Source organism: Synechococcus sp. H55.2 (assembly GCF_047462495.1).
Lineage (GTDB): Bacteria > Cyanobacteriota > Cyanobacteriia > Thermostichales > Thermostichaceae > Thermostichus.
In genome coordinates this window covers 12,825-37,512 of record NZ_JANSJH010000004.1, presented here as the reverse complement: position 1 = coordinate 37,512, position 24,688 = coordinate 12,825, and the positions used below count along the sequence as shown (strand labels likewise).

General features: G+C 61.4%; 25 protein-coding genes and 1 tRNA gene. 16 read left to right on the top strand and 10 right to left on the bottom strand.

From position 1 onward, the window contains the following. The first annotated feature begins 61 nt into the window (after nt 1-61). Complete coding sequence (locus NW844_RS01210) at nt 62-547, top strand: CGLD27 family protein (RefSeq protein ID WP_414332768.1); 486 nt, start codon at nt 62-64, stop codon at nt 545-547. A gap of 32 nt (nt 548-579) precedes the next feature. Beyond that, nucleotides 580-1,512 (top strand): bifunctional riboflavin kinase/FAD synthetase, encoded by a 933-nt coding sequence (locus NW844_RS01205; protein ID WP_414332766.1) that lies wholly within the window; start codon nt 580-582, stop codon nt 1,510-1,512. A gap of 6 nt (nt 1,513-1,518) precedes the next feature. Here NW844_RS01205 and NW844_RS01200 read toward each other — a convergent pair whose 3' ends face one another. The 4 genes from NW844_RS01200 to rpoD are packed head-to-tail and all read right to left on the bottom strand — an operon-like array spanning nt 1,519 to nt 4,208. Then, entirely contained in the window at nt 1,519-1,758 is a 240-nt protein-coding gene (locus NW844_RS01200; protein ID WP_414332764.1) for a hypothetical protein, read from the bottom strand. Next, the gene (gene cobS / locus NW844_RS01195; RefSeq protein WP_414332763.1) at nt 1,755-2,543 is read right to left on the bottom strand and encodes an adenosylcobinamide-GDP ribazoletransferase; all 789 of its coding nucleotides are present in this window, start codon (nt 2,541-2,543) and stop codon (nt 1,755-1,757) included. Before cobS ends, NW844_RS01200 begins: the two co-directional genes overlap by 4 nt. Before the next feature lie 48 nt (nt 2,544-2,591). After that, nucleotides 2,592-2,936, bottom strand: a complete 345-nt coding sequence (locus tag NW844_RS01190) for a DUF4342 domain-containing protein (RefSeq protein ID WP_414332761.1) — start codon at nt 2,934-2,936, stop codon at nt 2,592-2,594. A 60-nt stretch (nt 2,937-2,996) separates the two neighbouring features. After that, a complete protein-coding gene (rpoD, locus tag NW844_RS01185; RefSeq protein ID WP_414332759.1) occupies nt 2,997-4,208 on the bottom strand; it encodes an RNA polymerase sigma factor RpoD in 1,212 nt (403 codons plus the stop codon). Nucleotides 4,209-4,827: 619 nt separating this feature from the next. Here rpoD and metH point away from each other — a divergent pair. Beyond that, nucleotides 4,828-8,472: a methionine synthase gene (gene metH, locus NW844_RS01180; protein ID WP_414332757.1), complete on the top strand. Its 3,645-nt coding sequence runs from the start codon at nt 4,828-4,830 to the stop codon at nt 8,470-8,472. Nucleotides 8,473-8,607: 135 nt separating this feature from the next. Here metH and NW844_RS01175 read toward each other — a convergent pair whose 3' ends face one another. After that, a complete protein-coding gene (locus NW844_RS01175) occupies nt 8,608-9,396 on the bottom strand; it encodes an ABC transporter permease (protein WP_414332756.1) in 789 nt (262 codons plus the stop codon). Nucleotides 9,397-10,089: 693 nt separating this feature from the next. Here NW844_RS01175 and NW844_RS01170 point away from each other — a divergent pair. Then, nucleotides 10,090-10,767, top strand: coding sequence for a TIGR03943 family putative permease subunit (locus tag NW844_RS01170; RefSeq protein ID WP_414332754.1), 678 nt, complete (start codon nt 10,090-10,092; stop codon nt 10,765-10,767). 1 nt (nt 10,768) lies between these two features. Here NW844_RS01170 and apcB read toward each other — a convergent pair whose 3' ends face one another. Both apcB and truB read right to left on the bottom strand, forming a co-directional pair. Continuing rightward, nucleotides 10,769-11,272, bottom strand: coding sequence for an allophycocyanin subunit beta (gene apcB / locus NW844_RS01165; RefSeq protein WP_414332752.1), 504 nt, complete (start codon nt 11,270-11,272; stop codon nt 10,769-10,771). A gap of 237 nt (nt 11,273-11,509) precedes the next feature. Continuing rightward, nucleotides 11,510-12,409: a tRNA pseudouridine(55) synthase TruB gene (truB, locus tag NW844_RS01160; RefSeq protein ID WP_414332801.1), complete on the bottom strand. Its 900-nt coding sequence runs from the start codon at nt 12,407-12,409 to the stop codon at nt 11,510-11,512. A 100-nt stretch (nt 12,410-12,509) separates the two neighbouring features. On the opposite strand from truB, the gene NW844_RS01155 reads away from it, so the two are divergent. Continuing rightward, nucleotides 12,510-13,511, top strand: coding sequence for a DMT family transporter (locus NW844_RS01155; protein ID WP_414332750.1), 1,002 nt, complete (start codon nt 12,510-12,512; stop codon nt 13,509-13,511). Between the two features lie 10 nt (nt 13,512-13,521). On the opposite strand, the gene trpS is transcribed toward NW844_RS01155, so the two are convergent. Next, nucleotides 13,522-14,517 (bottom strand): tryptophan--tRNA ligase, encoded by a 996-nt coding sequence (gene trpS, locus NW844_RS01150; RefSeq protein WP_414332748.1) that lies wholly within the window; start codon nt 14,515-14,517, stop codon nt 13,522-13,524. Between the two features lie 116 nt (nt 14,518-14,633). On the opposite strand from trpS, the gene NW844_RS01145 reads away from it, so the two are divergent. From NW844_RS01145 to gatC, 3 genes are all read left to right on the top strand, one after another. Next, a complete protein-coding gene (locus tag NW844_RS01145) occupies nt 14,634-14,918 on the top strand; it encodes a chlororespiratory reduction protein 7 (protein ID WP_414332746.1) in 285 nt (94 codons plus the stop codon). Nucleotides 14,919-15,030: 112 nt separating this feature from the next. After that, nucleotides 15,031-15,552: a photosystem I assembly protein Ycf3 gene (locus NW844_RS01140; protein WP_414332744.1), complete on the top strand. Its 522-nt coding sequence runs from the start codon at nt 15,031-15,033 to the stop codon at nt 15,550-15,552. Nucleotides 15,553-15,644: 92 nt separating this feature from the next. After that, nucleotides 15,645-15,938 carry an Asp-tRNA(Asn)/Glu-tRNA(Gln) amidotransferase subunit GatC gene (gatC, locus tag NW844_RS01135; RefSeq protein ID WP_414332742.1) on the top strand — a complete coding sequence of 98 codons (294 nt, stop codon included), beginning with the start codon at nt 15,645-15,647 and terminating at the stop codon, nt 15,936-15,938. 87 nt (nt 15,939-16,025) lie between these two features. Here gatC and NW844_RS01130 read toward each other — a convergent pair. Continuing rightward, nucleotides 16,026-16,110: transfer RNA gene (locus NW844_RS01130), tRNA-Ser, on the bottom strand. A gap of 214 nt (nt 16,111-16,324) precedes the next feature. Here NW844_RS01130 and scpB point away from each other — a divergent pair. Further along, a complete protein-coding gene (gene scpB, locus NW844_RS01125; protein WP_414332740.1) occupies nt 16,325-16,867 on the top strand; it encodes an SMC-Scp complex subunit ScpB in 543 nt (180 codons plus the stop codon). Between the two features lie 24 nt (nt 16,868-16,891). Here scpB and NW844_RS01120 read toward each other — a convergent pair whose 3' ends face one another. Next, nucleotides 16,892-18,136 carry an ATP-binding protein gene (locus tag NW844_RS01120; RefSeq protein ID WP_414332738.1) on the bottom strand — a complete coding sequence of 415 codons (1,245 nt, stop codon included), beginning with the start codon at nt 18,134-18,136 and terminating at the stop codon, nt 16,892-16,894. 396 nt (nt 18,137-18,532) lie between these two features. On the opposite strand from NW844_RS01120, the gene NW844_RS01115 reads away from it, so the two are divergent. The 7 genes from NW844_RS01115 (at nt 18,533) to rpiA (ending at nt 24,606) form a co-directional block, all read left to right on the top strand. Further along, nucleotides 18,533-19,315, top strand: a complete 783-nt coding sequence (locus NW844_RS01115) for an SH3 domain-containing protein (RefSeq protein ID WP_414332736.1) — start codon at nt 18,533-18,535, stop codon at nt 19,313-19,315. 44 nt (nt 19,316-19,359) lie between these two features. Continuing rightward, the gene (locus NW844_RS01110) at nt 19,360-20,313 is read left to right on the top strand and encodes a hypothetical protein (protein ID WP_414332734.1); all 954 of its coding nucleotides are present in this window, start codon (nt 19,360-19,362) and stop codon (nt 20,311-20,313) included. A gap of 70 nt (nt 20,314-20,383) precedes the next feature. Continuing rightward, nucleotides 20,384-20,917: a hypothetical protein gene (locus NW844_RS01105; protein ID WP_414332733.1), complete on the top strand. Its 534-nt coding sequence runs from the start codon at nt 20,384-20,386 to the stop codon at nt 20,915-20,917. A 2-nt stretch (nt 20,918-20,919) separates the two neighbouring features. Then, nucleotides 20,920-21,564 (top strand): cobalt transporter CbiM, encoded by a 645-nt coding sequence (gene cbiM, locus NW844_RS01100; protein WP_414332731.1) that lies wholly within the window; start codon nt 20,920-20,922, stop codon nt 21,562-21,564. Further along, nucleotides 21,551-22,384, top strand: coding sequence for a cobalt ECF transporter T component CbiQ (cbiQ, locus tag NW844_RS01095; RefSeq protein WP_414332730.1), 834 nt, complete (start codon nt 21,551-21,553; stop codon nt 22,382-22,384). The genes cbiM and cbiQ overlap by 14 nt, the downstream gene beginning before the upstream one ends. 119 nt (nt 22,385-22,503) lie before the next feature. After that, on the top strand, nt 22,504-23,883 hold the full coding sequence (rimO, locus tag NW844_RS01090) for a 30S ribosomal protein S12 methylthiotransferase RimO (RefSeq protein WP_414332728.1): 1,380 nt from the start codon (nt 22,504-22,506) through the stop codon (nt 23,881-23,883). Between the two features lie 30 nt (nt 23,884-23,913). Next, a complete protein-coding gene (gene rpiA, locus NW844_RS01085; protein ID WP_414332726.1) occupies nt 23,914-24,606 on the top strand; it encodes a ribose-5-phosphate isomerase RpiA in 693 nt (230 codons plus the stop codon). The last annotated feature ends 82 nt before the right edge of the window (nt 24,607-24,688 follow it).

Below are 24,688 nucleotides of genomic sequence, written 5' to 3'. Positions count from 1 at the left end.
GAATGGGCTTGGCGGGGAGCTGACCCGACCGATATCATTTTGTGTAGATACATTAAGGTGTATGCTGGATCCTGCCCATCCCATTCCTGCTGAGCAACAGCCGCTGCGGCAGTATGCCGAGCTAAGGGAGTCTTTTCCTTTCTCCTGGCCCGCTTTGGGGTGGATTCCTTATCTCCGGCGAATCGGCGCTGTTTGGGGAGCGGTCGTGCTGGCGGTTTCCCCGCTGGTTTGGAGCAGCTTTGCCGGGGACTGGGGCCACTTCGTCTCTGGGTCTGTGCTGGGGGCCAATGCTTTGCTCGGCCTGGTGTTGCTCCATCTTTATTTGGGATGGGCCTATGTGCGGCGGCGCTTGCTGCAGGCCCGGATCCCCTATGAAGAAAGTGGCTGGTACGATGGGGCGATGTATGCCAAATCGGAAGAGGAACTGGCTCAGCATCGGCTGATCGTCAGCTATCAGATCGACCCTGTGTTGCAGCGCCTGCGACGCAGCCTGTGGGGTGTGGTGGGCTTAAGCGGGCTGGTGGCCCTGCTTTGGCCATTGGAGTAGAGGGGGTTGGCTGTTGTTCGGGATCCCAAACTGTGCATGTAACTTCTGATTTGGCTCAAACCTTGCGACCCACCGCTGTGGCCATCGGCAACTTCGATGGCCTGCATCTGGGCCATCAGAAGGTGCTGCAGCCGATTCGAGACTCTCTCCAGGGGGTGCGCACCGTCCTCACCTTTCATCCCCATCCCCAAGAAGTGCTGACAGGGCGCCGGCAACTGTTGCTCACTCCCCCTGCCGAAAAGCTGGCTCTGTTGGCGCAGATGGGTTTTGAGCAGGTGGTGTTGCTCCCCTTCACCCCTGCATTTGCCCGCCAGCCGCCCCAAGAGTTTATCCAAACAGTACTGGAACAGGGCTTGCGCGCTCGCCATCTCAGCGTCGGCTGGGATTTCTGCTTTGGCCACCGTCGTGCCGGCAACGCCCAAACCCTCCAAGCCTGGGGATCCGAGCGCTGCATTCCGGTGGAGGTGATCCCAGAGGCACAACTGAACGGGGAACGGGTGAGCAGCTCCCGCATTCGCGCTGCCTTGGCGACCGGGGAGGTGTCCACCGCCGCAGCGCTCTTGGGTCGCCCCTATCGGCTGATGGGAGAGGTGGTGCGAGGGGATCAGCGGGGCCGACAACTGGGCTTTCCCACCGCCAATCTGCGCCTGCCCCCGGAGAAGTTTTTGCCCCGCGATGGGGTGTACAGCGTTTGGGTGGATGTGCCTGCGGCGGCGGCAGCCCTGCCTGGGGTGATGAACATCGGTCACCGCCCCACGTTTGCCGGGCTACAGCACACCGTCGAGGTACATCTGCTGGATTGGACAGGGGATCTCTACGGGCAAGAGGTGCAAGTGGCGCTGCAGGGCTTTATTCGCCCAGAGCGGAGGTTTCCGGCAGTGGCGGATTTGGTGCAGCAAATTCAGCAAGACTGCCAAACGGCCCGTCAGCAGTTGGGCTTGGCCGAGCACGTGGGCCTGCTGTAGAGGGGCTTAACATCCTCTCGCAGAGAGTTGGCAAGCGCCCATGCTCACCCAGGCGCTGCTGCCATCCCTCCAGTGTTCTTTTTCCCAGATGGGGGCGTTGTGCTTGAGGTTGTTATCGCGAACAGAGCCGCTCATCACCACCACTGCCCCATTGCCCGGATGGGATGCCTCTTGGTGGACACGGTCGATGGATAGGGGAGCGAGGGTGATCTGGAAGGAGGTTTTCAGGGCGGCCAGAAGGTTCATGATGGCTCGAGCAGGGATCCCCACAACAAGGCTATCGCTTCTGACCATTCCACCGTAGCTCCGTAGGTGTCCCCCGTGTGCCCTCCCAACTGGCGGTAGATCCAATAGCCCACGGCCAGGGCTCCCAGGGCAGATCCCAGCGTCCAAAGCAGCAAAGGCTGCCAAGCCAGGAGCCCGGCCCAGCCCAACCCCCCAGTGATGGCCAGCAACAGCAGCGTGCCCGGCCACAGGGATCCCGGCAGAGCAGTGGAGTCTTTGAGGAAGCGGGCGGATCCCTGCCGGCGCAGATAGGGGTAAAGGGCGATGGCGAGCAACTGGCCCCAACGCCCCCAAGCCGGCACCAGCAGCAAGAGAGGCCAGACCTGAAGGCTGCTCAGAGCGGCAAATTTCAGCAGCAGCAGCAGCAGCAAGGCCAGCACCCCATAGGCCCCGGTGTGGCTGTCGCTCATCACCTGCAGGCGGCGGGATCCCTCCAGGTGCCGGGCCGACGGTTGCGGATCCCCTGCCTGAGGATGTTTGTGGACGTTGATCGCCAGGCCATCAGCCGTATCGGCCACCCCGTCTAGGTGCAGCCCACCGGTCAACAGAGCCCACAGAGCCACCAGCAAAGCCGCTCGCACCGCATTTGGGAACATCTGCAGCAGAAGCGCCGCCAGGGAGAGGATCCCGCCCAGCAGCAGGCCTACCACCGGCAGCCAGGCGGCGATGCCCTCAAACGATAGCCCACCCGCCCGCCCCAAAGGCAAGGCGGTGTAGAAAGTCAAAGCTGCCCACAAACGCCTCACCGGCTCGGCCTTGAGGCGGGCATCAGCCGCTGGAACAAGCTTGGCGGGCTAGGAATCATCGCGAATGGTTCGCTCCACAACAATGGTCAGCTTGGCCACCAGAGCTCCGATCGCTCCCACAGCCGCCAACACCGGAAACAGAGCCGCCCCCAACACCCCTGCGGCCACTCCTACGCCCAGAGGGATCTCGATCAACGTCTGCCCTTCGGCATTTTTGATCAAGATGCGGCGAACATTGGCCTCTTCGATCAGCTCGCGGATCTTGGCCAACAGCTCGTCCCCGCTGATCTTAAACTCCTCCACGTGGTACTCCAGCCTGGCCGGAGGCAGATCCCTGCCCTCCCCGTCGGCCTTTGCAGAGGAGTTGGGATCCGGCGTCTCATGGGGGTTCATGCTGAAGAGGCTCCATACGTCGGTTGGCAGCGGCAACTGAGTCCATCCTAAGACCGGATCCTAGCGGATGTACTCTTTCAACACACTGTTGCGATTGGGGTGGCGCAGCTTGCGCAGAGCCTTAGCCTCGATCTGCCGGATCCGCTCGCGGGTTACATTAAAGATCTGGCCGATTTCTTCCAAGGTTTTCATGCGGCCGTCATCCAGGCCGTAGCGCAGCTTCAGCACATCCCGTTCGCGGGGGGTGAGGGTTTCCAAAACGCTCTCCAGATCTTCTCTGAGCAAGACTTTGGCCACCCGATCCTCCGGCGTCTCCCCGTCGGACTCGATAAAGTCGCCCAGGCGCGAATCCTCTTCCTTGCCGATGGGCGTTTCTAAAGAAATGGGGAGCTGGGCCGACTTGGCGATAAAGCGCAACTTTTCGATGGTGATCTCCATGCGGGTGGCGATCTCCTCTTCGGTGGGCTTGCGGCCCAGCTCCTGAGAAAGCAACTTGGTCACCTTTTTGATGCGGGAGATCGTCTCGTAGAGGTGGACGGGCAGGCGAATGGTGCGGGATTGGTCGGCAATGGCGCGGGTGATGGCCTGGCGGATCCACCAGGTGGCATAGGTGGAAAACTTGTAGCCCTTCTCGTGGTCAAACTTTTCCGCTGCCCGGATCAGGCCCAGGGATCCCTCTTGGATAAGATCCTGAAACGACAAGCCCCGGTTCATGTATTTTTTGGCGATGGACACCACCAAGCGCAGGTTGGATTGCACCATCTTTTCTTTGGCCCGCCGCCCCCGATGCAACCGCCGCCGAAATTCCGGCAGGGACATTTTGACTTCCTCTGCCCAGAGGGTGTCGGGCACCTCCTCTGGATCCGACCAGAGGCCCATGCGCTGAAAAACGGCCTCGCGAGCGCGCTCTAGCTCCAGCAGATCGGCAATTTTGCGGGCCAGCTCGATTTCCTCATCGGCCCGCAGCAGCCGGATGCGCCCGATTTCCTGTAAATAGACCCGGATGGAGTCATCGGTGTAGGGCTTTTTCTTACTGGCCGCTTTGCGCTTCGAACGACCCTTGGCGCCGACGGCGACAGTCTCGCCATCCTCGTCTGCTACCTCTTCTTCGTCCTCATCCTCATCAAAAGCATCAGTGTCACCGGTATCCAGTTCGCTCTCGAGCGTGTCCGTCCCACTCTCCAACTCCAGAGCGCTGGAAGATGGATTTTCCAGATCCGGTTCGAGAAGCGCTGTTTGACCAGACTGCACCAATTCCTTTGCTTGAGCCATGCTGAGTTCCTCGTGATCCTGATCACAGACAACAGAAGGTGACTAGAGGAGGCTAGACGCCAAAAGGAGGAGAGCCAGTTGCAGCTCTGCCGCCTCCCACAGCGCCAGAGTGAGAGAGTTAGACCGGCAAACCAAAACCTGGCTTGCCCGCTTCTAATAGGCGATTGCTCCGGTCAATCTGGAAGCAGATATCGCTCATGGGGCTTAACTGAACTGGCGCAAGACTCATCTTGATGGACGGAGCCTCTCGCAGTTGCGAAAGGCGGATCTTTTTCTTCGCCAATCTTGCGACGGCAGGCGAGGCACTTCACCAGGGGGACAGGACATTCAGCACCTCAACCACTCCAACCTAGGAGAAGAAGATCCCTCTACAGCAGGCAGCAAATGGCCTCAAAGGGAGCACTTGCAGGCAACTGTAGCCGTTCTCACCAAAACGTCTTCCCTAAATTAGCCCGACCTTGGGGAAACAGCAACGGGGCAGGCAAAGAAAATGTTAAATCCACCTCAATAACCAAAGTCGGATCCCTGGCCTCGGTCTAGTCCAAGCGAAAGGCTCAATGCTACCTTAAATCAGACTTTCTTTAGATCCAACTTGATCCCTGCCTGCGCCGCACCGCCTATGACCCATCCCTTCCTACAGCATCTCCAGGAACGTGTGATCGTCTTCGACGGGGCAATGGGATCCTCTCTGCAAGCCCAGAACCTGACGGCAGCCGATTTTGGTGGGCCGGAGCTGGAAGGCTGCAACGAGATCCTGGTGCTGAGCAAGCCGGAGGCGGTGGCGCAGGTTCACCGGGGTTTTCTAGAGGTGGGGGCCGACGTCATCGAGACCAATACCTTTGGCGCCACCTCGATTGTCTTGGCCGAGTACGGGATCCCGGAAAAAGCCTACGAGCTAAACGTGGCGGCGGCGCGGCTGGCCAAGCGGGTGGCAGCCGAGTTCTCAACGCCGGAAAAGCCTCGTTTTGTGGCCGGCTCCATCGGCCCCACCACCAAGCTGCCCACCCTGGGGCACATCGGCTTTGACCAGATGCGGGCTGCCTATGAGGAGCAGGTGCGGGGGCTCCTCGACGGCGGGGCGGATCTCCTCATTATCGAGACCTGTCAGGACATTCTGCAGACCAAGGCGGCCTTGGTGGCCGTGCAGCAGGAGTTGGCCCGGCGGGGGATCCGCCTGCCGGTGGTGGTGTCCCTGACCTTTGAGGTGCAGGGGACGATGCTGGTGGGCACGGAGATCGGGGCGGCGCTGGCCGTCCTGGAGCCCTACCCCATCGATGTGCTGGGCCTCAACTGCGCCACCGGGCCGGACAAGATGGCCGAGCACATCCGCTACCTCTCCCGCCATTCCCCCTTCCCCATCTCCTGCATCCCCAACGCCGGTCTGCCGGAAAACATCGGCGGCAAGGCCCACTACAAGCTGACGCCGGAGCAGTTGCGCTTCCACCTGGAACACTTTGTGCGGGATCTGGGGGTGGCGGTGGTGGGGGGCTGCTGCGGCACCCGCCCGGAGCACATCGCCGCCTTGGTGGCAGCCGTCCAGGGGTTGCGGCCCAAACGCCGCGCCGTCGAGCGCATCCAGGCTGCCGCCTCGATCTACTCGCCCCAGCCCTACCTCCAGGACAACTCGTTTTTAATCATCGGCGAGCGGCTCAATGCCAGCGGCTCCAAGAAGATGCGGGAGCTGCTCAACGCTGAAGATTGGGACGGCCTGGTGGCCCTGGCGCGGGAGCAGGTGCGGGAGGGATCCCACATCCTCGACGTGAACGTGGACTACGTGGGCCGGGATGGGGTGCGGGATATGCGGGAGCTGGTCTCGCGGCTGGTGACCCAGATCCCGCTTCCCCTGATGCTGGATTCCACCGACTGGCAGAAGATGGAGGCTGGCCTCAAGGTGGCCGGGGGCAAGTGCCTGCTCAACTCCACCAATTACGAGGATGGGGAAGAGCGCTTCCTCAAGGTGCTGGAGCTGGCCAAGACCTACGGCGCGGGGGTGGTCATCGGCACCATCGACGAGGAGGGCATGGCCCGCACCGCCGAGAAGAAGTTCCAGATTGCCGAGCGGGCCTATCGCCAGGCAGTTGAGTACGGGATCCCGCCCTACGAGATTTTCTTTGACCCCTTGGCTTTGCCCATCTCCACCGGCATTGAGGAAGACCGCGCCAACGGAGCGGCCACCCTGGAAGGGATCCGCCGCATCCGCCAGGCTTTCCCCGATACCCACATCCTCTTGGGCATCTCCAACATCTCCTTTGGACTTTCGCCGGCAGCCCGCGTGGTCTTGAACTCGGTGTTTTTGCACGAGTGCCGCCAGGCCGGGCTGGATGCCGCCATCGTCAGCGCCGCCAAAATCCTGCCCCTAAGCAAGATCCCGGAGGAGCAGCAGCAGGTGTGCCGGGATCTGATCTGGGATCGGCGGCAGTTTAACGCTGAGGGCATCTGCACCTACGATCCCCTGGCGCGGCTGACGGAGCTGTTTGCAGGGGTTTCCAGCCAGGAGCTGCGGGCGGCGGGATCCCTGGCCAAGCTGCCGCTGGAGGAGCGGCTGCGGCGGCACATCATCGACGGGGAGCGCATCGGCCTGGAGGAGACCCTGGCGGAGGCGCTGCAGAAATACTCCCCCCTGGAGATCATCAATACCTTTTTGCTGGACGGCATGAAGGAGGTGGGGGAGCTTTTTGGCGCCGGCAAAATGCAACTGCCTTTTGTGCTGCAGTCGGCAGAAACCATGAAGGCGGCGGTGAAATACCTAGAGCCCTTCATGGAAAAGGTGGGCGGGGAGGTGTGCAAGGGCACCTTCTTGATCGCCACCGTCAAGGGGGATGTCCACGACATCGGCAAAAACCTGGTGGACATCATCCTCACCAACAACGGCTACAAGGTCATCAATTTGGGCATCAAGCAGCCGGTGGAAAACATCATCGAGGCTTATGAAAAGTACAAGCCCGACTGCATTGCCATGAGCGGCCTGTTGGTGAAATCCACTGCGTTTATGAAAGAAAATCTGGAGGTGTTTAACGAGCGGGGCATCGCCGTGCCTGTGATCCTAGGGGGGGCGGCCCTTACCCGCCGCTTTGTGGAAGAAGACTGCCGCCAGACCTACAAGGGCCAAGTCATCTATGGCCGCGACGCCTTTACCGACCTGCACTTTATGGATCGGCTGATGCAGGCCAAGGCTGCCGGGCGCTGGGATGACCGGCTGGGTTTTCTGGATGACTTGGAGCAGCGAGTCAACGGCCAGAAGGAGGCTGCTGCGGATCCAGCGGATCCCACCCTGCCTCCCCCGGAGACCACTGTGGGTGCTGCTCCTGCCCTTGCGGTCTCGGCTGGCGACGGCGGGGCAAACACCCGTCGTTCCGAGGCCGTTGCCCTGGATACCGAGCGGCCCATCCCCCCCTTCTGGGGATCCAAAGTTCTCGCCTCAGATCAGATCCCCTGGCCGGAAGTCTTCTTCTATATCGACAAGCAGGCCCTGGTGGCCGGCCAGTGGCAGATCCGCAAGCCGCGCGACCAGTCGGCGGAGGAGTTTGCCCAGTTTCTCGCCACCCAGGTGGAGCCGGTGATCGAGCGTTGGAAGGAGCGGATCCTGAGCGAAGACCTGCTGCACCCGCAGGTGGTCTACGGCTACTTCCCAGCGCAGGCGGAAGGGAATACGTTAATCCTCTTCGACCCGGCCAGCTTCCCCGAGCTGTTTGCTCTAGAGCCCGGCTCCACCACCTACTTCCAACTGCCCACCGTCGAGCGCCCCCAGCTTTCTCCCCAGGTGCGGGAGCTGGCCCGCTTCACCTTCCCCCGCCAAAAAACCGGCCAGCGCCTCTGCATTGCCGACTTCTTCGCCGATCGCTCCACCGGCCTGGTGGACGTTTTCCCCATGCAGGCAGTTACAGTGGGGCCAGAGGCCACGGCCTACGCCCAGCGCCTGTTTGCCGAAGGCCAGTACACCGACTACCTCTACTTCCACGGCCTGGCCGTCACCCTGGCAGAAGCCTTAGCAGAGTGGTGCCACGCCCGCATCCGACGGGAGCTGGGCTTTGGCGGCGAGGACAGCCCTGACATCCGCCAGATCCTGCACCAGGGCTACCGCGGCTCCCGCTACAGCTTCGGCTATCCTGCCTGCCCCAACATCGCCGATCAGCGGGTTTTGTTGGAGCTGCTCCGGGCCGAGCGCATCGGCCTGACCATGGACGACAGCGACCAGTTGGATCCGGAACAGTCCACCACTGCCATCGTCGCCTACCACCCGGCGGCCCGCTATTTCAATACTTGATCCCTCACCCCCAGCCCCTCTCCCTGAGATCCTCACCCACGGCCTCTCTCCCTGAGGGATCCACCCTCACCCCCAGCCCCTCTCCCTGAGGGATCCACCCTCACCCCCAGCCCCTCTCCCTGAGGGAGAGGGGGGCTAGCGGGAGCGGCTGAGCAGGGGAAACCCCATCACCACGACCAAGGTAGCCAGGATGATCACGGTGGAGAGGGCGTTGATCTCCGGCGTCACCCCCCGCCGCGCCGTGCTGTAGATGAGGATGGGCAGGGTCTGGCTTTCCGGCCCGCTGGTGAAAAAGGAGATGACAAAGTCATCGATGGAGAGGGTAAAGGCCAGCAGCGCCGCGGCCAGGATCCCCGGCCTGGCCAGGGGCAAGGTTACATAGCGCAGCTTCTGCCAGGTGTTGGCGTAAAGGTCGTAGGCGGCTTCCTCCAAAGCGGGATCCAAAAGCTGCAGGCGGCTGCGCACCACGATGGCCACAAAGGCAATCTGAAAGGTGATGTGGGCCAGGATCATCGTTCCCAAGCCCAGCTCAAACCAGCCGGTGTAGGCGCGCACAAACTGGTAAAACAGCAGCAGCGTAATCGCCATCACAATATCAGGGACAGTTACCGGCAACAGCAGCAACCCCTGCACAATCCTTTGGCCGGGGAAACGGTAGCGGTACAGCCCGTAGCCCAAGAGGGATCCCAGCACCGTGCTCACCAGAGTGCTGACTCCAGCCAAGACAAGGGTATTTTGCGTGGCCTGCCAGATCGCGGCATTGCGAAAGAGAGCCAAGTACCAATCGAAGGTAAAACCCGTCCACGCCAGGCCAAAGCGGGCGCGGTTAAAAGAATAGACGGCAATCAGCACAATCGGCAGGTAGAGAAAGCCATAGATGGCATAGCTCACTCCCCGCAGCCAGATGGGTACCCTCGGCAACATTTGGTTGTGCTATCTCGGTTGTGTCTATCTCACTGTAGAGCAAATGAGGGCAACTCCCCAGTTTCAGGCATCCGCTTGCAACCATGCCTACACGCTAAAGCCTCTCATCAATACTCTCATCAATATGAGGTTATTTGTGACTGAATTCGTTGAATTGACGATGGGATCCCGACAGCTTTGACATACTCCCCACAGCCGTACAGTTTTTTCTGACTTCACGGAAGTTCTGTAGCCAATCCGGATCTTCACGACACAAGAGATAGATCTACATTGGCTTATTAGATAACGCTGGAAAAAGCTGTAGCTTGCTAGGGCTTACGATCCACCACAGGCAAACCGTCCAGCAATAGACAGGGTAATCACGGTGCTTTTTGTAAAGTTGCCGATCAGGAACGTGGGCTAAACGAAGTTTTTTGCTGAGCTCTATTTGGGTGAACCTCAATACCTGTGACCGCGAAATCGCAGTAAAGACCTTGCCCATTCTCGCCACACAGGTAGTGGAAAATTGCGCGAGGATTGCTAAACTTGGGTTCGGAGTGGTGTGAAAAAGCTGTAACCATGCCCAAAAGCAGTTCTAGTCCTATTCGGGAAAAACAAAACCCAGAGGGAGTGCGTATCAAAACCAAGATTATGTCTTGGCCCAGGAAACTGTTGGCGTGGGGCCATATAGCCTACTGGGAGGCGTCCGGGTTGATGTTGCTCGGGATCCTGCTGATCGTTTACCGCTGGCGGGGTACCCTGCTGATGTTGATCAATCCCGGCTACGTGAATGTGGCTTTGTTGGCCGGGCTATGCCTGCTGGGCTTGGGGATTGGCCGTTGGCAAGGAGCGAAAGTCGCCTCTTCTGAAGCCCACGCCTCGCTGTTGGGACCGCAGCTGGGCGCAGGACTGCTGATCCTGACGGCACTGCTGGGGTTTTGGGTCGAGCCGCGACCGCTCTCCAGCCAAACTGCCCTCAACCGAGGGGTATCTCCCTACCTGGGGGTATCTCGTAGCCAGCCGCAGGCTTTTCGTCCCAAGCTCGACCCGCGTCAGCGCACTCTGCTGGATTGGGTACGCACCTTGGATGTCTACCCGGATCCCTACACCTACACAGGGCAGCCGGTGCGGGTACAGGGGTTCGTCGTTCCCGACCCGCGGCCCGACCACTTTGTTATCGCTCGCTTTTTGGTCAGTTGCTGTGCTGCCGATGCCTACCCTGTGGGCTTGCCGGTGCGCTGGCCAGAGGCAGAACAGTTAACTGCCGATAGTTGGCTGCGTCTGGAGGGACGCATGGCCGTAGAGCGGCGGGATGGCCAATCTCAGTTGGTGATCGTCGCCGAGCAGGTGGAGCCAATACCGGTGCCGGCCAATCCCTACGCCGACGAGTAGGCTAGATATCGGTTTCGCTTAGTTTGCTGCTCATGTAATCGAAAGGCTCGGCCACAAAGCTGTAGTCTTCGCCGGAGCCGAGCAGCTCCAGGGTGCGGGTTTTCATGTTTTGGATCCCAATCACCGTCGGGGCGATGGGCACGCCGAGGGAGTTGTAAGTTTCCCGCAAGCCGGCCAAGACTCGCTCATCCAAGACGCTGTTGTCGGCAGCCACCAGCGCATAAGAAGCGTAGCGCAGGAAGTAGTCCATATCCCGCAAACAGGTGGCGTAGCGGCGGGTGGTGTAGGCGTTGCCGCCCGGACGGATCAGATCCGGCACCTGGGCAAACATAGCTGCGGCAGCCGTCTTGACAATGTCCACCGAGTTGAGATTAATCACCTGCACTGCCTTGATGCGCCGCAGCCCTGAATCGTAAAAAGCTTTGAGCGCATCCATCGCATTCCGGTCCAAGTAGCGGCCCGCCAGGTCGTAGGTTTTGATCAGTGTGGTTACGGCATCCCGCATATTCTCAACTCCGTTCCTGTAACTCTATGTAAAAGTAGCTTGAGATGCAAAAGTGAGAAAAGATTGAGAAGAGATTTTGTCGGCAACGTCCAAAGGCCACCCTTGGAAAATCGAGCCGGAGCCCAACAACGGCAGCGCTCCGAGCTCCCCACTTGCCCCCAGAAGTTTAGCATGCAGGGGGTTCTTTCCCGCCGAGACAATGGCCAATGTTGTTACGAAAATGTAATGTTTCTGCAACTAGGGATCCGGCGGCAACACCCGCAGCGGCCTGAGCTGACCTGCTTGGCTGTGCCCCAAGCCCAAAAATTCCCCCTCTCTGCTCATGACCCGCAAGGTCTCAGCACCGGCCTGAGCAGGATCCAGGGGAATGGCCTGACCTTGCCGCCAGCGCTGGGCCTCAGCCGGAGATAGGGATACTGAGTCCCAATCGCGAAATCCCCACTCAATCGGCAGCAGGGCAGCGGCGGGATCGGCGGATCCCTGCCATTGCTCCAGGGGCAGGCTCTCCTGGACGCGAAAGGGGCCACTTTGCAGCCGTCGCAGGCGGCTCATCAAGCCTCCGCAGCCCAATTTCTCCCCCACGTCGCGGGCGAGGGCGCGGATGTAGGTGCCGGGGCCACAGGCAATCTCCAGATCCACTTCCGGGAAGTTGCCGGGGCGCCAGCCCAGGATCCGCAGGTGCCGAATCACTACTCTCCGCGGCTCCAGCCCCAGTTCTGAGACCTCTACCCCGGCCCGCGCCAGCTCGTAGAGCTTTTTCCCCTGCCGCTTGATGGCGCTGTAAAGGGGCGGCACCTGCTCAATCTCGCCGACAAACTCCCGCAAACAGGCCGCCACCTGCTCGCAGCTCAGCTCCGGACAAGGGGATCCCACCTGGATCTGCCCCTCGGCATCGTCGGTGTCGCTGCGCTGCCCGAAGCGGAAGGTGGCCCGATAGACCTTATCCCCCGGCAGAAAGGCCAAAAAGCGCGTCGCCCGCCCCACGGCAATGGGCAAAACCCCCGTCGCCGCCGGATCCAAAGTGCCGCCATGCCCCACCCTGCGGGTGCGCAAGACCCGCCGCACCACCGCCACACAGTCGTGGGAGGTAAGCCCTGCTGGTTTATCCAGGTTGAGAAAGCCCTCCAGGGATCCCATGCCAGGCATCAACTTGCATCAACCAATAATTAAGATTTGTAACCGAACTGCCGCAGCGCTTAACATGGGGTTAACTTCCGTCTGCGAGTTTGAAGCACCCATGGCTCAGTCTTACCTGCTTTCTCAGCCTATCTGGCAACGCCTGTTGATGATTGCCCCCTTTTTCCTGTGGGGTTCGGCGATGGTGGCGATGCGGGATGCCCTCTCTGAGACCACCCCTCTCTTTATCGCCATTCTGCGGCTCTTGCCGGCTGGGATCCTGGTTTTGGCCTTTCGGCTTTGGCAGGGACGGGCCGCCGGGGTGTCTCAACCCTGGCATCCGCAGGGGCGGCGGGGGTGGCTGTGGGTCTTGGCCTTTGCCCTGGTGGACGGCACCTGTTTTCAGGGATTTTTGGCGCAAGGGTTGAGAGAGACCGGCGCCGGGCTGGGATCCGTGCTGATCGACTCGCAGCCGCTGGCGGTGGCTCTGATGGCCACCTGGTTTTACCGCGAGCGGATGGGAGCGCTGGGCTGGCTGAGCTTGGGGATAGGGGTGGTCGGCATCGGCCTGATCGGCTTATCTGGCGGGGGATCCCTGCAGTTGGGGGCTGGCGTCGTCTGGATGTTGCTGGCATCCCTGTCGATGGCCATCGGCACCGTGATGATGCCCAAGGTGGCGGAGGTGGCGGATCCGGTGTTGGCGACGGGCTGGCACATGGTGTTGGGCAGCCTGCCCTTGATCCTGCTCTCGGCGCTAACAGAAAGCGAGCAATGGCAGCACCTGAGCGGTGCCCACTGGCTGGGCCTGCTCTACGCTTCGGTGATGGGAAGCGCTGTGGCCTATGCCCTCTTCTTCTATTTCGCCTCCCAGGAGAACCTCACCGAATTCAGCTCCCTGACCTTTCTCACCCCCATCTTCGCCCTGCTGTTCGGCAGCACCTTCTTGGGGGAATCGCTGACGCGGCTGCAGTGGTTGGGAGTGGGTATCACCCTGGTCTGCGTGTATTTGATCAACCACCGGCAAGAATGGCAGGAGCGCCTGCGCTTGGCCTGGCCAGGGATCCTCTCGGAGCTGGGCCTGGAGTTCAGCACCGTCGAGATCCGCGATGGCAACCGCGACTAGCAGGGATCCCTTAGGGGGGTAGGAACCCCATTGCCTCTCGCACCCTTTGCAGCGTTGGCTCGGCAACAGCGCGAGCCTTGGCAGCATTTTCCCGGATCAGCGCCAGCAGATAGTCGGGGTTGTTGCAGAGATCCCGGTAGCGCTGCTGAATGGGCTCTAGGGCAGCGATGATGCTGTCTGCGAGGAGAGGCTTGAACTGTCCCCACCCCATCTCGGCACACTCAGCTGCCACCGCCTCCTTGCTTTTTCCAGAGGTGAGCATGTAGATCGTCAGCAAATTGTGGGCTTCAGGACGAGCCGGATCGTCAAAGACAATGCCCCGAATGGGGTCGGTCTTGCATTTTTGGATCTTCTTGCGGATGGTATCCGGGTCATCCAAGAGATGAATGCGGCTGAGATCCGAGGGATCCGACTTGGACATCTTGCGCGTGCCATCGGTCAAGCTCATGATCCGCGCCCCCTGTGGGCGAATCAGGGCCTCTGGGATCACAAACACCTCGCCAAAGCGGTCGTTAAAGCGGCGGGCAATATCCCGACACAGCTCAATATGCTGCCGCTGATCCTCCCCCACCGGCACATACTTGGGCTGGTAGAGCAAAATATCCGCCGCCTGCAAAATCGGGTAGCTGAACAAGCCAACGCTGGTCTCCTCTCCCTGTTTTTCTTTTTTCTCCTTGTATTGGATCATGCGCTCCGCCCAGTTCATGGGGGTGATGGTGTTGAACAGCCAGGCCAGCTCCGTATGGGCAGGCACGTGGGACTGCACGAACAGCACACAATGCTCCAGGCTGAGGCCACAGGCCAAATAAAGGGCAAACAGCGAGCGGGTGCGCTCCCTCAACAGCTTGGGATCCTGAGGGACGGTGATGGCATGTTGATCCACAATGCAAAAAAAGTTCTCGTAGTGCTCCTGCTCGGCCACCCAATTTTTAATCGCCCCCAAGTAATTGCCCAGGTGCAACTCGCCAGAGGGCTGAATGCCAGAGAGGGTGCGCGGCTTAGCCATAGGAAAAGCAGATCTCAAATGCCAACAAGACAAGAGCAAGGAAAGTCTTTATCAGGATACCAAGAGAGGCGCAACCCGTTGGTTCATGATGGATAGAAGACGCCCAGCCCAACACCATGTCAGACTCGGAACCCGAACTGTTGCGTGCCGCCAACCACTATGTGCTGCTGATCCCGGGCTTGCCGGAGCAATTTCTCAGCCCTGAGGAATTGCAGGAGTTCCTCGTGCGGCTGTTGCAAGAGCACCCCCACCTGGTGGATGCAGATCTGGCCCGCTACCCCACCCCCCAAGCGCAGGCGCAGCGGCTGATCGACACCGCCTGTGAAGTCGAGGTTTCCCCCGGCGAAACCCTGCAGTGGCATCCTGTGCGCCTGAGCAAGCGCCCCTCGATACCGCCTTGACAGACCAGGGGCTCGTTTGTGAAACCAACGGGGCTGTGTTTCGGATCCCGCCTTGGACGTGATACAACGCAAGAGAGAAATCTTTAGTCCCAAGTTCTAAAAGGGGTCAGCCATGCCGCGCAGCATGAAGAACGACAACTTCATCGACAAAACCTTTACCGTCATGGCCGATCTGATCCTGAAACTGCTGCCGGGGGTGAGTTCTGAGCAAAAGAAAGCTTTTGCCTACTACCGGGATGGCATGGCCGCTCAGAGCGAAGGGGAATACGCCGAGGCTCTGGAAAACTACCGAGAAGCCCTCACCCTGGAGCAAGGCGAAGAGGATCGTAGCTACATCCTCTACAACATGGGCCTGATCTACCAAAGCAACGGCGAACTGGACAAGGCCCTGGAGTACTACCACCAAGCTCTGGAGTTGAACCCACGACTTTGTTCTGCCCTGAACAACATCGCTGTGTTGCTGCATCATAAAGGCGAGCAGAGCCTGCAGGCCGGAGATGAAGAAACGGCAGAGGCCCTGTTTGACGAGGCCGCTCAATACTGGATCCGCGCCATTCGCATTGCCCCCAACAACTACATCGAGGCCCAAAACTGGCTGAAAACCACCGGGCGCGCCAACCTCGAGTTGTATTGAGTCTGCCTGCCAAAGGACTCTGTACCACCAACGCGAACGGTTGCTCTCAGCTACCTTAAGCTAAGTTAATGATCTGCGCGCCGGGGGGAAGGATGCTGAAACGGGAAGGGGTACAACATGTCGCTCACTTGGCTCGTCTGGAGCTAACCGAGGAGGAAGAGATCCAGTTCACCGAGCAACTGGCAGACATCTTGGCCTACGTGGAACAACTGAAAGAGCTGAATACGGAAGGGGTGGAGCCCACCTTCCATGCCCTGGACATGGAGCTGCCCACCCGCCCCGATGAAGTCGAGCCCTATCCGGATGTCGAAGGGATCCTGGCCAACGCTCCCGACCGGGCGGATGTGTTCTTCAAAGTGCCCCGCATTCTGGATGCAGAAGACTGACGTCGCCAGATTACCTTAGGCTGGCCCAAGGGAGTAGGGGCGTGGTAGGGGCCGCCGGACAGCATTGTGGGTTACTCAATAAAGCAACGGAGAGGGTGGGATTCGAACCCACGGTGGCGTGAACCACGGCAGTTTTCAAGACTGCTTCCTTAAACCGCTCGGACACCTCTCCAATTCTCTGGGATCCCCAAACCCTATTTATGCTACGCAATTGGCTTCAGGTTGTGCAATTGTACTCCGCACCGAGTAGCGCGATGGGCGGGAAAGCAGGCCATGGCATGGTTTAGCATAGCAACGCTCGCCTTGGCCCAGGCCGCCCCAGCAGGGATCCCTCAGCCTGCAACTGCTGCTATGCTACGGGACAAGTAGGCGGATCCCTTGTCGCTATGGCCTCGCGTCGTTCCAAGTTGGTTTTGGATCCCGGATCAGAGGTGGAGGGGGGGCGTCTCTTAGCCCTGAAAAACCAGATTGAGGCAATCCTCTACCTGAAGGGGCAGCCGTTGGCCCTATCGGCGCTGGCTCAATTGGCCCGCTGCAGCCGCGATGAGGCCTATGATGCGCTGCTGGAGTTGATGGAAGACTATGCTCACCGCGACTCTGCCCTGGAAGTATTGCAGGTGGGGGAGGGGTTTGCCCTGCAGTTGCGAGAGCCGTTTTTGGAGCTGGCCAACCAGCTCTTGCCCCCCGAAATCGGGGTGGGCGCTGCCCGTACCTTGGCGACCATCATCCTGCGGGGGCCCCTCTCCCAAGCCGAGTTGGTAGAGTTGCGCGGTCAGGGCGCCTATCAGCATGTGGCAGAGCTGGTGGAGAAAGGCTTTATAACCCGCTACCGCAAAGAAGGCAGCCGCTCCCCCTGGTTGCGGGTGACGGATAAGTTTCATCGTTACTTTACGGTAGACAAGCTGGCCAATCCCTTCCCCGAAGAATAAACTTCCCGCAACGCGGCCAGCGATTCATTCGTTCCCTTTTGCCAGCCCTGCCCGAACGGCATCCAAAAACTGACGGGCGGTGCGACCGGAAAAGCCGTTTTGCTGCTGCGCCCAGATCAGGGCCCGGCGACGCAGGGCCGCCAAAGATTGAGCGAAACCCAGCCGCTGCGCCAAGTGTTCTACAGTTGCCAAGTAATCGTCTTGAGTGAACGGAGGGAAGGTGAGGGTGAGGCCAAAGCGATCCTGCAGCGACAGCTTTTCCTGCACCGTATCCCAGGCGTGGACTTCTTGATCTTGGGGGTTGGGGCGGTCGGCGAAAAACTCGCGGACCAAATGGCGGCGGTTGCTGGTGGCATAGAGGCGGACGTTGGGCGGCGGCGCGACGAGATCCCCCTCCAGGAGCACCTTGAGCTGCTTGAACTCGGTTTCGTCGGCCTCGAAGGAGAGATCGTCCACAAACAGCACAAAGGGCAGCCCCTGTTTCCTCAGCTCCGCCAAGATCTCCGACAATTGCATCAAGTCAGTTCGTCTCAGCTCCAGAAGGCGCAGCCCCTGAGGGCCGTAGCGGCGCAACAAGGCCTTCACCAACGAAGACTTGCCGGTGCCCCGCGCCCCGTAGAGCAAGACATGCAAAGCCAGATCCCCCCGCAGCAGCGCTTCGGTGTTGGCGGCCAACTGCTGCTTCTGCCGTTCGTAGCCGTAAATCTCATCCCAATCGGGCAGGTCGGGAGCCGGGATCCCTTCTAGCCCTGCCGGCCCCCAGCGAAACGCCCAATAGCGAGCACAGATTCCTACCCCTCTTTGGCGGTAGTGGGCGATCAACGCCTCCAGGCTCAGGCCCCAATCGGCAAAAGAGCGCGGATCCCAGCCGGCGCAGTCACTGTCCCCATCCGGCCAAGGGATCCCCAGGCCCAGCGCCTGCATCTGCTCTTCGATGAGCTCCTGGCTCTCGGCCAGGATCTGTAAGCAGCGGAGATCGTGCCGTGCTGCTTGCAAAAGGGGTGTCGGGATCTCCCCACCTCGCAGCGCCGCGCGGGCAAAGGGGTTGTCCGCCCAGCGGATCTCCTGGATCAGCCACTCCCGCCAGCTCAGGTTTTGCTGGGCCAAAAGCTCAAACCAGCGCCCGTAGGCCGCCCAGCAAGGCAGGGGATCCCCGGCCATCAACTGCTGGATCAGCTCCTGCCAGCCCAGGGCTAGGGGATGGGCGCAGATTTCTCGAAACAGCAACAGCTTGGCCGCCGCTTCCGCCGCTTCTTCGAGGGGAGTCATCGCTGTGGTTGAGATTGGGCATAGTCGCTATGTTGCCGCGATAACGGCAGTGCAGTAAAGCCTTGCAAGACAAGGTTGGTTTTCTGGCTCATCCCCATCGTTGGCGTAGTGTGCCGGCGGCAGGGAGAATCGCCAGACGGGGGGAGTCTCTATGCTCATCTTGGTCAAATGGGGGGTCGCCCACCCACAAGGGTGTCTGCTCTGCTTCCCCTGGCTATAGAGGCGGGGGGTTGACGCGATTCTGTTCAAGCCAAGGTCAGAAGCAAAAGTCGGCATCTTTGAAGATGTTATAGATTGGGATGCGAGTGCTCTGAATCTCGTAGATCCCCGGTTGCTGACAGGGATCCCAATGGGTTTTGCGGTTCTTGTCTGCAGCTTTGCAGGGAGGTACTTTGGATGGCTAACTACCCAATGCGAGGCCGTTCTTCTCCTGCTTCTGACCATTTTCCCTTGGGCACCTTGGTGGTGGCGAGCGTCTCGGTTGGGGCTCTGGCCGCCTTGGGTTGGCAGTTGTGGCAGATGGTCGCTCCGATGTTGGCCCCCCCGCCCCCACCCCAATTTCAGCGGGCGATCCGCCCGGATCCCTTGCCGAGCCCAACCAGCTTTCCCCCTCCCCTGTCTGCCCCTGCTGCAGGCACCCTTGACCCTGAAGGATTTCCCCCCGGCAGCCGCGGACGGGTGATTGAGCCGATTGGCCTGGCGATCCGCAGCCGGCCCTCCGCCGATGGAGCCTACCAGGGCGGGATTGTGGTGGGGGAAACGGTGACGGTGTTGGAGTATAGCGCCGATGGTCGTTGGCAACGGGTGCGGCGGGAGTTGAACGGTCAAGAGGGCTGGGTGCGGGCGGGCAATTTGGGCCCTGTGGAAGGGGCGGCAGCCTCGGCATCTGCTGTCTCTACCGTTTCACCATCGACAGTTCAGTTGACTCAACCCAGGCCTGAGTCCACCCACTCTCCTGGAGCAACAAGCGTTTCCCCCGGTGAGCGGGGGCGGGTGATCGAGCCGATGGGTTTGGCGCTGCGAGCCACTCCCGACCGGGAAGGGGCCTACATGGGCGGCCTGCCCCTGAATGAGGTGGTGACGGTGTTGGGCCTGAGCGAAGATGGCGGTTGGCAGCGTATCCGCCGCGAGAACGGGCAAGAGGGCTGGGTGCGGGCCGGGAACCTGGCGCAGGAGTAGCAAGATGCCCCAGCGGGGGATTGTGGTGCCCCGAAAGTTTGTGTTTGGCTAGGTCAGTAGCGCTGGCCGAACTCCAGGTGAAGCAACTCCTCTCTCCGTCGTGGGTCATTTCCTCCAGGGATCCCTTGGCCAGAGGGCTGGCTCTGGTGGCCCTGGGGCTGGGAGCCGGCATGACAGCTTGTCGTCCGCCTGTCGAGTCGGGGCCAGCTAGGGAGCCGCAGGCGATCTCTGCCTCGGCCAAAGGCACGCTGGAGCTGTGGGCCAACGGCGAAGCGTTCGTGCGGGAGGGGTTGGTCTCCAAAGACGGCTGGGCGCTGCAGTTTGAGCATGTGTACGTGACGCTGGCCGACATCACGGCCTACCAGACGGATCCCCCTTTTGAAGGGAAAGGGGAGCTCCAGGCCAAGGCCTTAGTCAACCTGACAGGCCCCCTCACGGTGGATTTGGTGCCAGCGGCGGGGGCAGAACGGGTTCTGCTGGGATCCCTGGAAGCTCCCCCTGGGCACTACAACGCCTTGGCTTGGCGGCTGGTGCCGGCAGCGGAGGGGCCGGCCAAGGGCTACTCCCTCTGGATCGAGGGCACAGCCCGGCCAGCAAAAGGGGAGGGAGAGGGGATCCCCTTTGTGCTCAAGTTCAGCCCTGAGCTGGCCTTCGTCTGCGGCGAGTATGTGGGGGAAGCGCGCAAGGGCTTTGTCCAGGCGGGCCAGGTGGCGGATCTGGAAGTGACTTTCCACTTTGACCACCTGTTTGGGGATGGCAGCCTACCGCCGGAAGATGACCTCAACCGGGCGGCGCTGGGGTTTGCCCCGCTGGTGAAGCTGGATCCCCTCTCCCTGGAGCAGCGGCTAAAGGGGGGATCCGACCCTCTGGTCTGGGACGACCTGCAGGAAAGTGGGACGGCGTCCGAAACCCTCTTGGAGATCCTGCAGAACTTGGGCCACGTGGGGGAGGGCCACTGCCGCGCGTCCTCTGACCGTCTTGGTGGGACGGGATCTTGACCTTAGGTCTTTGCCCTCAAGCCTGGGTGGCTTTTGCAGTCGAGAGATTGTCCTCTACTTTTGCCGACCCATGAACTCAGTCTGGCCAAATCGCCTCCCTTTCTACGCTTACTGGCAACTGAGCTGGCTGGCCTGCGGCCTGCTCTTGTCTGCTCCGGCTTGGGGGCATGGGGTGGAGGCCTCTTGGCGGGCCGTCCCCACTTTCGAGATCCAAGCCCGCTACGATTCCGGCGAGCCGATGCGTTCTGCCCGCGTCACGGTGTTTGCGCCCACCGATCCCACCACCCCTTGGCAGGAAGGGCAAACGGATGAGCAGGGGCGATTTCTGCTGCAGCCGGATCCTGAGCTCAAGGGACTGTGGCAGGTGCGCATTCGCCAGGCCGGCCACGGCGGGGTGGTGAACGTGCCGGTAGGCGAAGCGGCTATGCAGGCAGAAGGGATCCCCAACGGCTCCTCCTTTGGCCCTGTGCAGCGGGGGGTTATGGCTGCCTGTGTCATCTGGGGGTGCTTGGGTACGGCCCTGTTCTTCTCCCGGCCCCGTCCCTCCCAAGGCCCAGAACTCCCCGACTCCTCAGGGGGTGTTGCCGCTTTGAGCCAGGACTAGCCATGCACATCAGCGAGGGCCTTCTGCCAGCACCGCTTTGGCTGGGGGGCTATGGCATCACTGCCCTGCTTACGGGTTGGAGCCTACACCTCCTCCAGCGGTTGGAAAAGGATCCCCGCCGCCAACTGCCCAAAGCGGCGCTGCTGACCGCCGCCTTTTTTGTCGCCTCCTCCATTCACCTGCCTTTTCCCCCGGCCAGCCTGCACCTGCTGCTCAATGGCTTGCTGGGCGTGATGCTGGGGGCCTTGGCCTACCCGGCGATTGTGGTGGGCCTGTTTTTTCAGGCGGTGGCTTTTGGCCACGGGGGGCTAACCACCCTGGGGATTAACGCCGCCATTATGGGGATCCCGGCGCTCTTGGCAGGGGGGATCTTTCGAATGGGCCGACGGCGGCTGGGAGACGGGTTGGCAGCCTTCTGGGCGGGGGCGGCGGGGGTGGGGCTGGCGGCGCTGCTCTTCTACGGGGTGGTGATGGCTGCTCTCCTGGGCGAGGGGACGGTCTCCACCCAAGCAGAGCGCTTGGCCTTGGGCAGCTTGGTGATGGCCCACCTCCCTTTGGCGGCGGTGGAGGGGCTGTTTACCTGTTGGGTGGTGCGGTTTTTGCAGCGGGTGCAGCCGGAGCTGCTGGGAGAAGATGCCAAAAGATAGGGCCGAGGCCGTCATCTCCCAGGATCTCAGGGGAACGCAGTTCTCTCCACCCGCTCCCCTCCCTCCCTCCCCCTCTTGGCTTCACCGCTGGCGGCCTTTGCCCAAGCTGGTGGGCCTGGGAGCCCTGATGGCAGCTTTTGCCCAGGTGCAGCGCTTGGCCTTGCTGCCCCTGGCCTGGGCGCTGCTGGCTCTTCTCTGGGCGTTGTCGGGAGTGCCGCTCAGCCGAGGACTGAAACGGCTGGCCGCCCCAGGCGCTTTGCTAATAGCTCTCGTCGCTCTCCTACCGTTAGTTATGGGGAACACCATCCTCTGGCAGTGGGGATCCCTGGCTCTGCGGTGGGAGGGGCTGGAGAAGGCGCTCTATGTCGTTGGGCGCAGCCTGGCTTTGTTGGCGCTGGCGACGCTGCTTTTGGAGACCACCCCCCTGCTGGAACTGTTGGCGGCTTTGCGGGCGCTGGGGATCCCCGACCTGCTCTTGGAGTTGGCCTGGCTGACGCAGCGCTACCTGCAGGAGATAGGCGCCCAGTGGCAGCAGATGCAGCGGGCAGCTTGGCTGAGGGGCTGGCAGCCGCGGGGATCCCTGTGGCGTCCGGGCCCGGCCTTGCGCCAAGACCTGCCCTTCCTGGCTGCTGGGGTGGCTACTCTCCTGGTGCGCAGCTATGAGCGCTCCGAGCGCGTCTATCAGGCGCTGCGCCTGCGGGGCTACGGGCGGGCGCCCTTGGTTCCGACAGCGGCTGGCGGGGATCCCTGCAGTTGGGCGGCCAGCGGTCTGGCAGTGGCTGTGGCTCTTGGCTTGGTGTGGGTTCAACTTGGGGGGTAGCCCGATTGAGCTGGTTGGCAGAGGAGTAGCGAAACCTAAACTAGAATAAGAAAACTTTCATTTCTGCTGTCGCCATTCTCTCGGCCTCTCCTGTGGCTATGAACCGGTTGGAGACCGCTTTGCCTACGCCCTCTCGCAGCCCTGCCGCTCCCCCAAAGAAAGCGCCGGCAGTTGCCGTTGTGCACCTGGGCTGTGAGAAAAACCGGGTGGACACCGAGCACATGCTGGGCCTGCTGGCCCAGGCGGGCTACCGGGTGGAAGGCGACGAAGACAGCGCCGACTACGTCATCGTCAACACCTGCAGCTTCATCGAGGCGGCGCGGCGGGAGTCGGTCAGCACCCTGATGGAGCTGGCGGTACAGGGCAAAAAGATCCTCATCGCCGGCTGCTTGGCCCAGCACTTCCAAGAGGAGCTGCTGCGGGAGATCCCGGAGGCGGTGGCCATCGTCGGCACCGGCGATTACCACCAGATCGTGCAGGTGATCGAGCGGGCGGAGCGAGGGGAGCGGGTCAACGCCGTCACCTCCAGCTTGGACTACATTGCCGACGAGACCGTCCCCCGCTATCGCACCACCCATGCGCCGGTGGCCTACCTGCGGGTGGCCGAAGGATGTGATTACCGCTGCTCTTTTTGCATCATCCCCCACCTGCGGGGCAAGCAACGCTCCCGCCCCATCGAGTCCATTCTGCGGGAGGCGGAGCAACTGGCCGCAGAAGGGGTGCAGGAGTTGATTCTCATTTCCCAGATCACCACCAACTACGGGATCGACCTCTACGGGGAGCCGCGGCTGGCCGGGCTCATCCGCGCCCTGGGCCGGATCCCCATCCCCTGGATCCGCATGCTCTATGCCTACCCCACCGGCATTACCCCGGCAGTGGTGGAGGCCATTCAAGAGACGCCCAATTTCCTGCCCTATCTGGATCTGCCGCTGCAGCACAGCCACCCGCAGATCCTCAAAGCCATGAACCGCCCCTGGCAGGGCCAGGTCAACGACCGGGTAATCGAGCGGCTGCGCCAGGCGCTGCCCAACGCCGTGCTGCGCACCAGCTTTATTGTCGGCTTTCCCGGCGAGACGGAGGAGCACTTCCAGCATCTGTTGGACTTTGTGCAGCGCCACCAATTTGACCATGTGGGGGTGTTTACCTTTTCTCCTGAAGAAGGCACACCCGCCTACCACCTTCCCCAGCAAGTGCCGGAGCCCCTTAAGGAAGAGCGCCGCGCCCGCCTGATGCAACTGCAACAGGGGATCGCCTTCCGCCGCAACCGCGAGCAGGTGGGCCGGGTGGTGCCTGTGCTCCTGGAGCAGGAAAACCCCCGCACCGGCGAGTGGATTGGCCGTTCCCCCCGCTTTGCCCCTGAGGTGGACGGGGTGGTGTACGTGCGCGGGCCGGGATCCCTGGGATCCCTGGTGCCGGTGCAGATTACTCGCGCCGAGCCCTACGATCTCTTTGGCCAGGTGGTGGCAGCGCCGCAGGGCTTTAGCTGGAGCGGGCGGTAGAATAATTCGGTTGGACTCCGGAAAGGCGAGATGGCCAGTGCAGATGAGCTGAAACAGGCAGCAGCCCAAGCGGCGGCTCAAAAGGTGCAGTCAGGGATGGTGGTGGGGCTGGGCACAGGATCCACGGCTGCTTTTGCGGTGAGCGCCCTGGCGGAGCGGATGCAAAAGGAGGGGCTGCAGTTCATCGGTGTGCCCACCTCGGAGCGCACAGCAGAACAAGCCCGCTCCCTGGGGATCCCGCTGGCCACCCTGGAGGAGCAGCCCCGCCTGGATCTGGCCATCGATGGAGCCGACGAAATTGAAGTGGGATCCCTGAACTTGATCAAAGGAGCGGGGGGGGCTCTGCTGCGGGAAAAACTGGTAGAGGCCAGCGCCGCCGAGCTGATCATCATCGCCGATGCCTCCAAGAAGGTGACGCATCTGGGCACTCGCTTCCCGGTGCCCGTGGAGGTGGTGCGCTTTGGCTGGAAAACCACCTTGGCGCGGGTAGAGGCTATTGGCTGTGCGGCCACTTTGCGGTTGAATGCCCAAGGGGATCCCTACCTGACGGATGAACAGCACTACATCCTCGATTGCCAATTCGGCCCCATCGCCGATCCCGCCAAGATCGCCGATCAACTCAAGGGGACGGTGGGGGTGGTGGAGCATGGCCTGTTCATCGGCATGGCCCAAGAGGCGATCATCGCCCTTCCTGAGGGAATTGAGACGCTGCAACCAAGCTGATCCCGTACCCAGTTGCGTATTGGCATCATGTCCAATCGCCATGAAACGGTTCGTTAACTCCCCTCTCCCGCTGGGAGAGGGG

What these genes read in the sequence shown, in the direction of transcription:
- apcB (WP_414332752.1), bottom strand. Translation starts at nt 11,272, where the DNA reads ATGCGGGATGCCGTAACCACACTGATCAAAACCTACGACCTGGCGGGC.
- scpB (WP_414332740.1), top strand. Translation starts at nt 16,325, where the DNA reads ATGGCCTCGCGTCGTTCCAAGTTGGTTTTGGATCCCGGATCAGAGGTG.
- trpS (WP_414332748.1), bottom strand. Translation starts at nt 14,517, where the DNA reads ATGGCTAAGCCGCGCACCCTCTCTGGCATTCAGCCCTCTGGCGAGTTG.
- NW844_RS01120 (WP_414332738.1), bottom strand. Translation starts at nt 18,136, where the DNA reads ATGACTCCCCTCGAAGAAGCGGCGGAAGCGGCGGCCAAGCTGTTGCTG.
- NW844_RS01175 (WP_414332756.1), bottom strand. Translation starts at nt 9,396, where the DNA reads ATGTTGCCGAGGGTACCCATCTGGCTGCGGGGAGTGAGCTATGCCATC.
- NW844_RS01140 (WP_414332744.1), top strand. Translation starts at nt 15,031, where the DNA reads ATGCCGCGCAGCATGAAGAACGACAACTTCATCGACAAAACCTTTACC.
- metH (WP_414332757.1), top strand. Translation starts at nt 4,828, where the DNA reads ATGACCCATCCCTTCCTACAGCATCTCCAGGAACGTGTGATCGTCTTC.
- NW844_RS01105 (WP_414332733.1), top strand. Translation starts at nt 20,384, where the DNA reads ATGAACTCAGTCTGGCCAAATCGCCTCCCTTTCTACGCTTACTGGCAA.
- NW844_RS01170 (WP_414332754.1), top strand. Translation starts at nt 10,090, where the DNA reads ATGTTGCTCGGGATCCTGCTGATCGTTTACCGCTGGCGGGGTACCCTG.
- cbiQ (WP_414332730.1), top strand. Translation starts at nt 21,551, where the DNA reads ATGCCAAAAGATAGGGCCGAGGCCGTCATCTCCCAGGATCTCAGGGGA.
- truB (WP_414332801.1), bottom strand. Translation starts at nt 12,409, where the DNA reads ATGGGATCCCTGGAGGGCTTTCTCAACCTGGATAAACCAGCAGGGCTT.
- rpoD (WP_414332759.1), bottom strand. Translation starts at nt 4,208, where the DNA reads ATGGCTCAAGCAAAGGAATTGGTGCAGTCTGGTCAAACAGCGCTTCTC.
- NW844_RS01155 (WP_414332750.1), top strand. Translation starts at nt 12,510, where the DNA reads ATGGCTCAGTCTTACCTGCTTTCTCAGCCTATCTGGCAACGCCTGTTG.
- NW844_RS01200 (WP_414332764.1), bottom strand. Translation starts at nt 1,758, where the DNA reads ATGAACCTTCTGGCCGCCCTGAAAACCTCCTTCCAGATCACCCTCGCT.
- NW844_RS01210 (WP_414332768.1), top strand. Translation starts at nt 62, where the DNA reads ATGCTGGATCCTGCCCATCCCATTCCTGCTGAGCAACAGCCGCTGCGG.
- NW844_RS01190 (WP_414332761.1), bottom strand. Translation starts at nt 2,936, where the DNA reads ATGAACCCCCATGAGACGCCGGATCCCAACTCCTCTGCAAAGGCCGAC.
- rpiA (WP_414332726.1), top strand. Translation starts at nt 23,914, where the DNA reads ATGGCCAGTGCAGATGAGCTGAAACAGGCAGCAGCCCAAGCGGCGGCT.
- gatC (WP_414332742.1), top strand. Translation starts at nt 15,645, where the DNA reads ATGCTGAAACGGGAAGGGGTACAACATGTCGCTCACTTGGCTCGTCTG.
- NW844_RS01145 (WP_414332746.1), top strand. Translation starts at nt 14,634, where the DNA reads ATGTCAGACTCGGAACCCGAACTGTTGCGTGCCGCCAACCACTATGTG.
- NW844_RS01115 (WP_414332736.1), top strand. Translation starts at nt 18,533, where the DNA reads ATGGCTAACTACCCAATGCGAGGCCGTTCTTCTCCTGCTTCTGACCAT.
- cbiM (WP_414332731.1), top strand. Translation starts at nt 20,920, where the DNA reads ATGCACATCAGCGAGGGCCTTCTGCCAGCACCGCTTTGGCTGGGGGGC.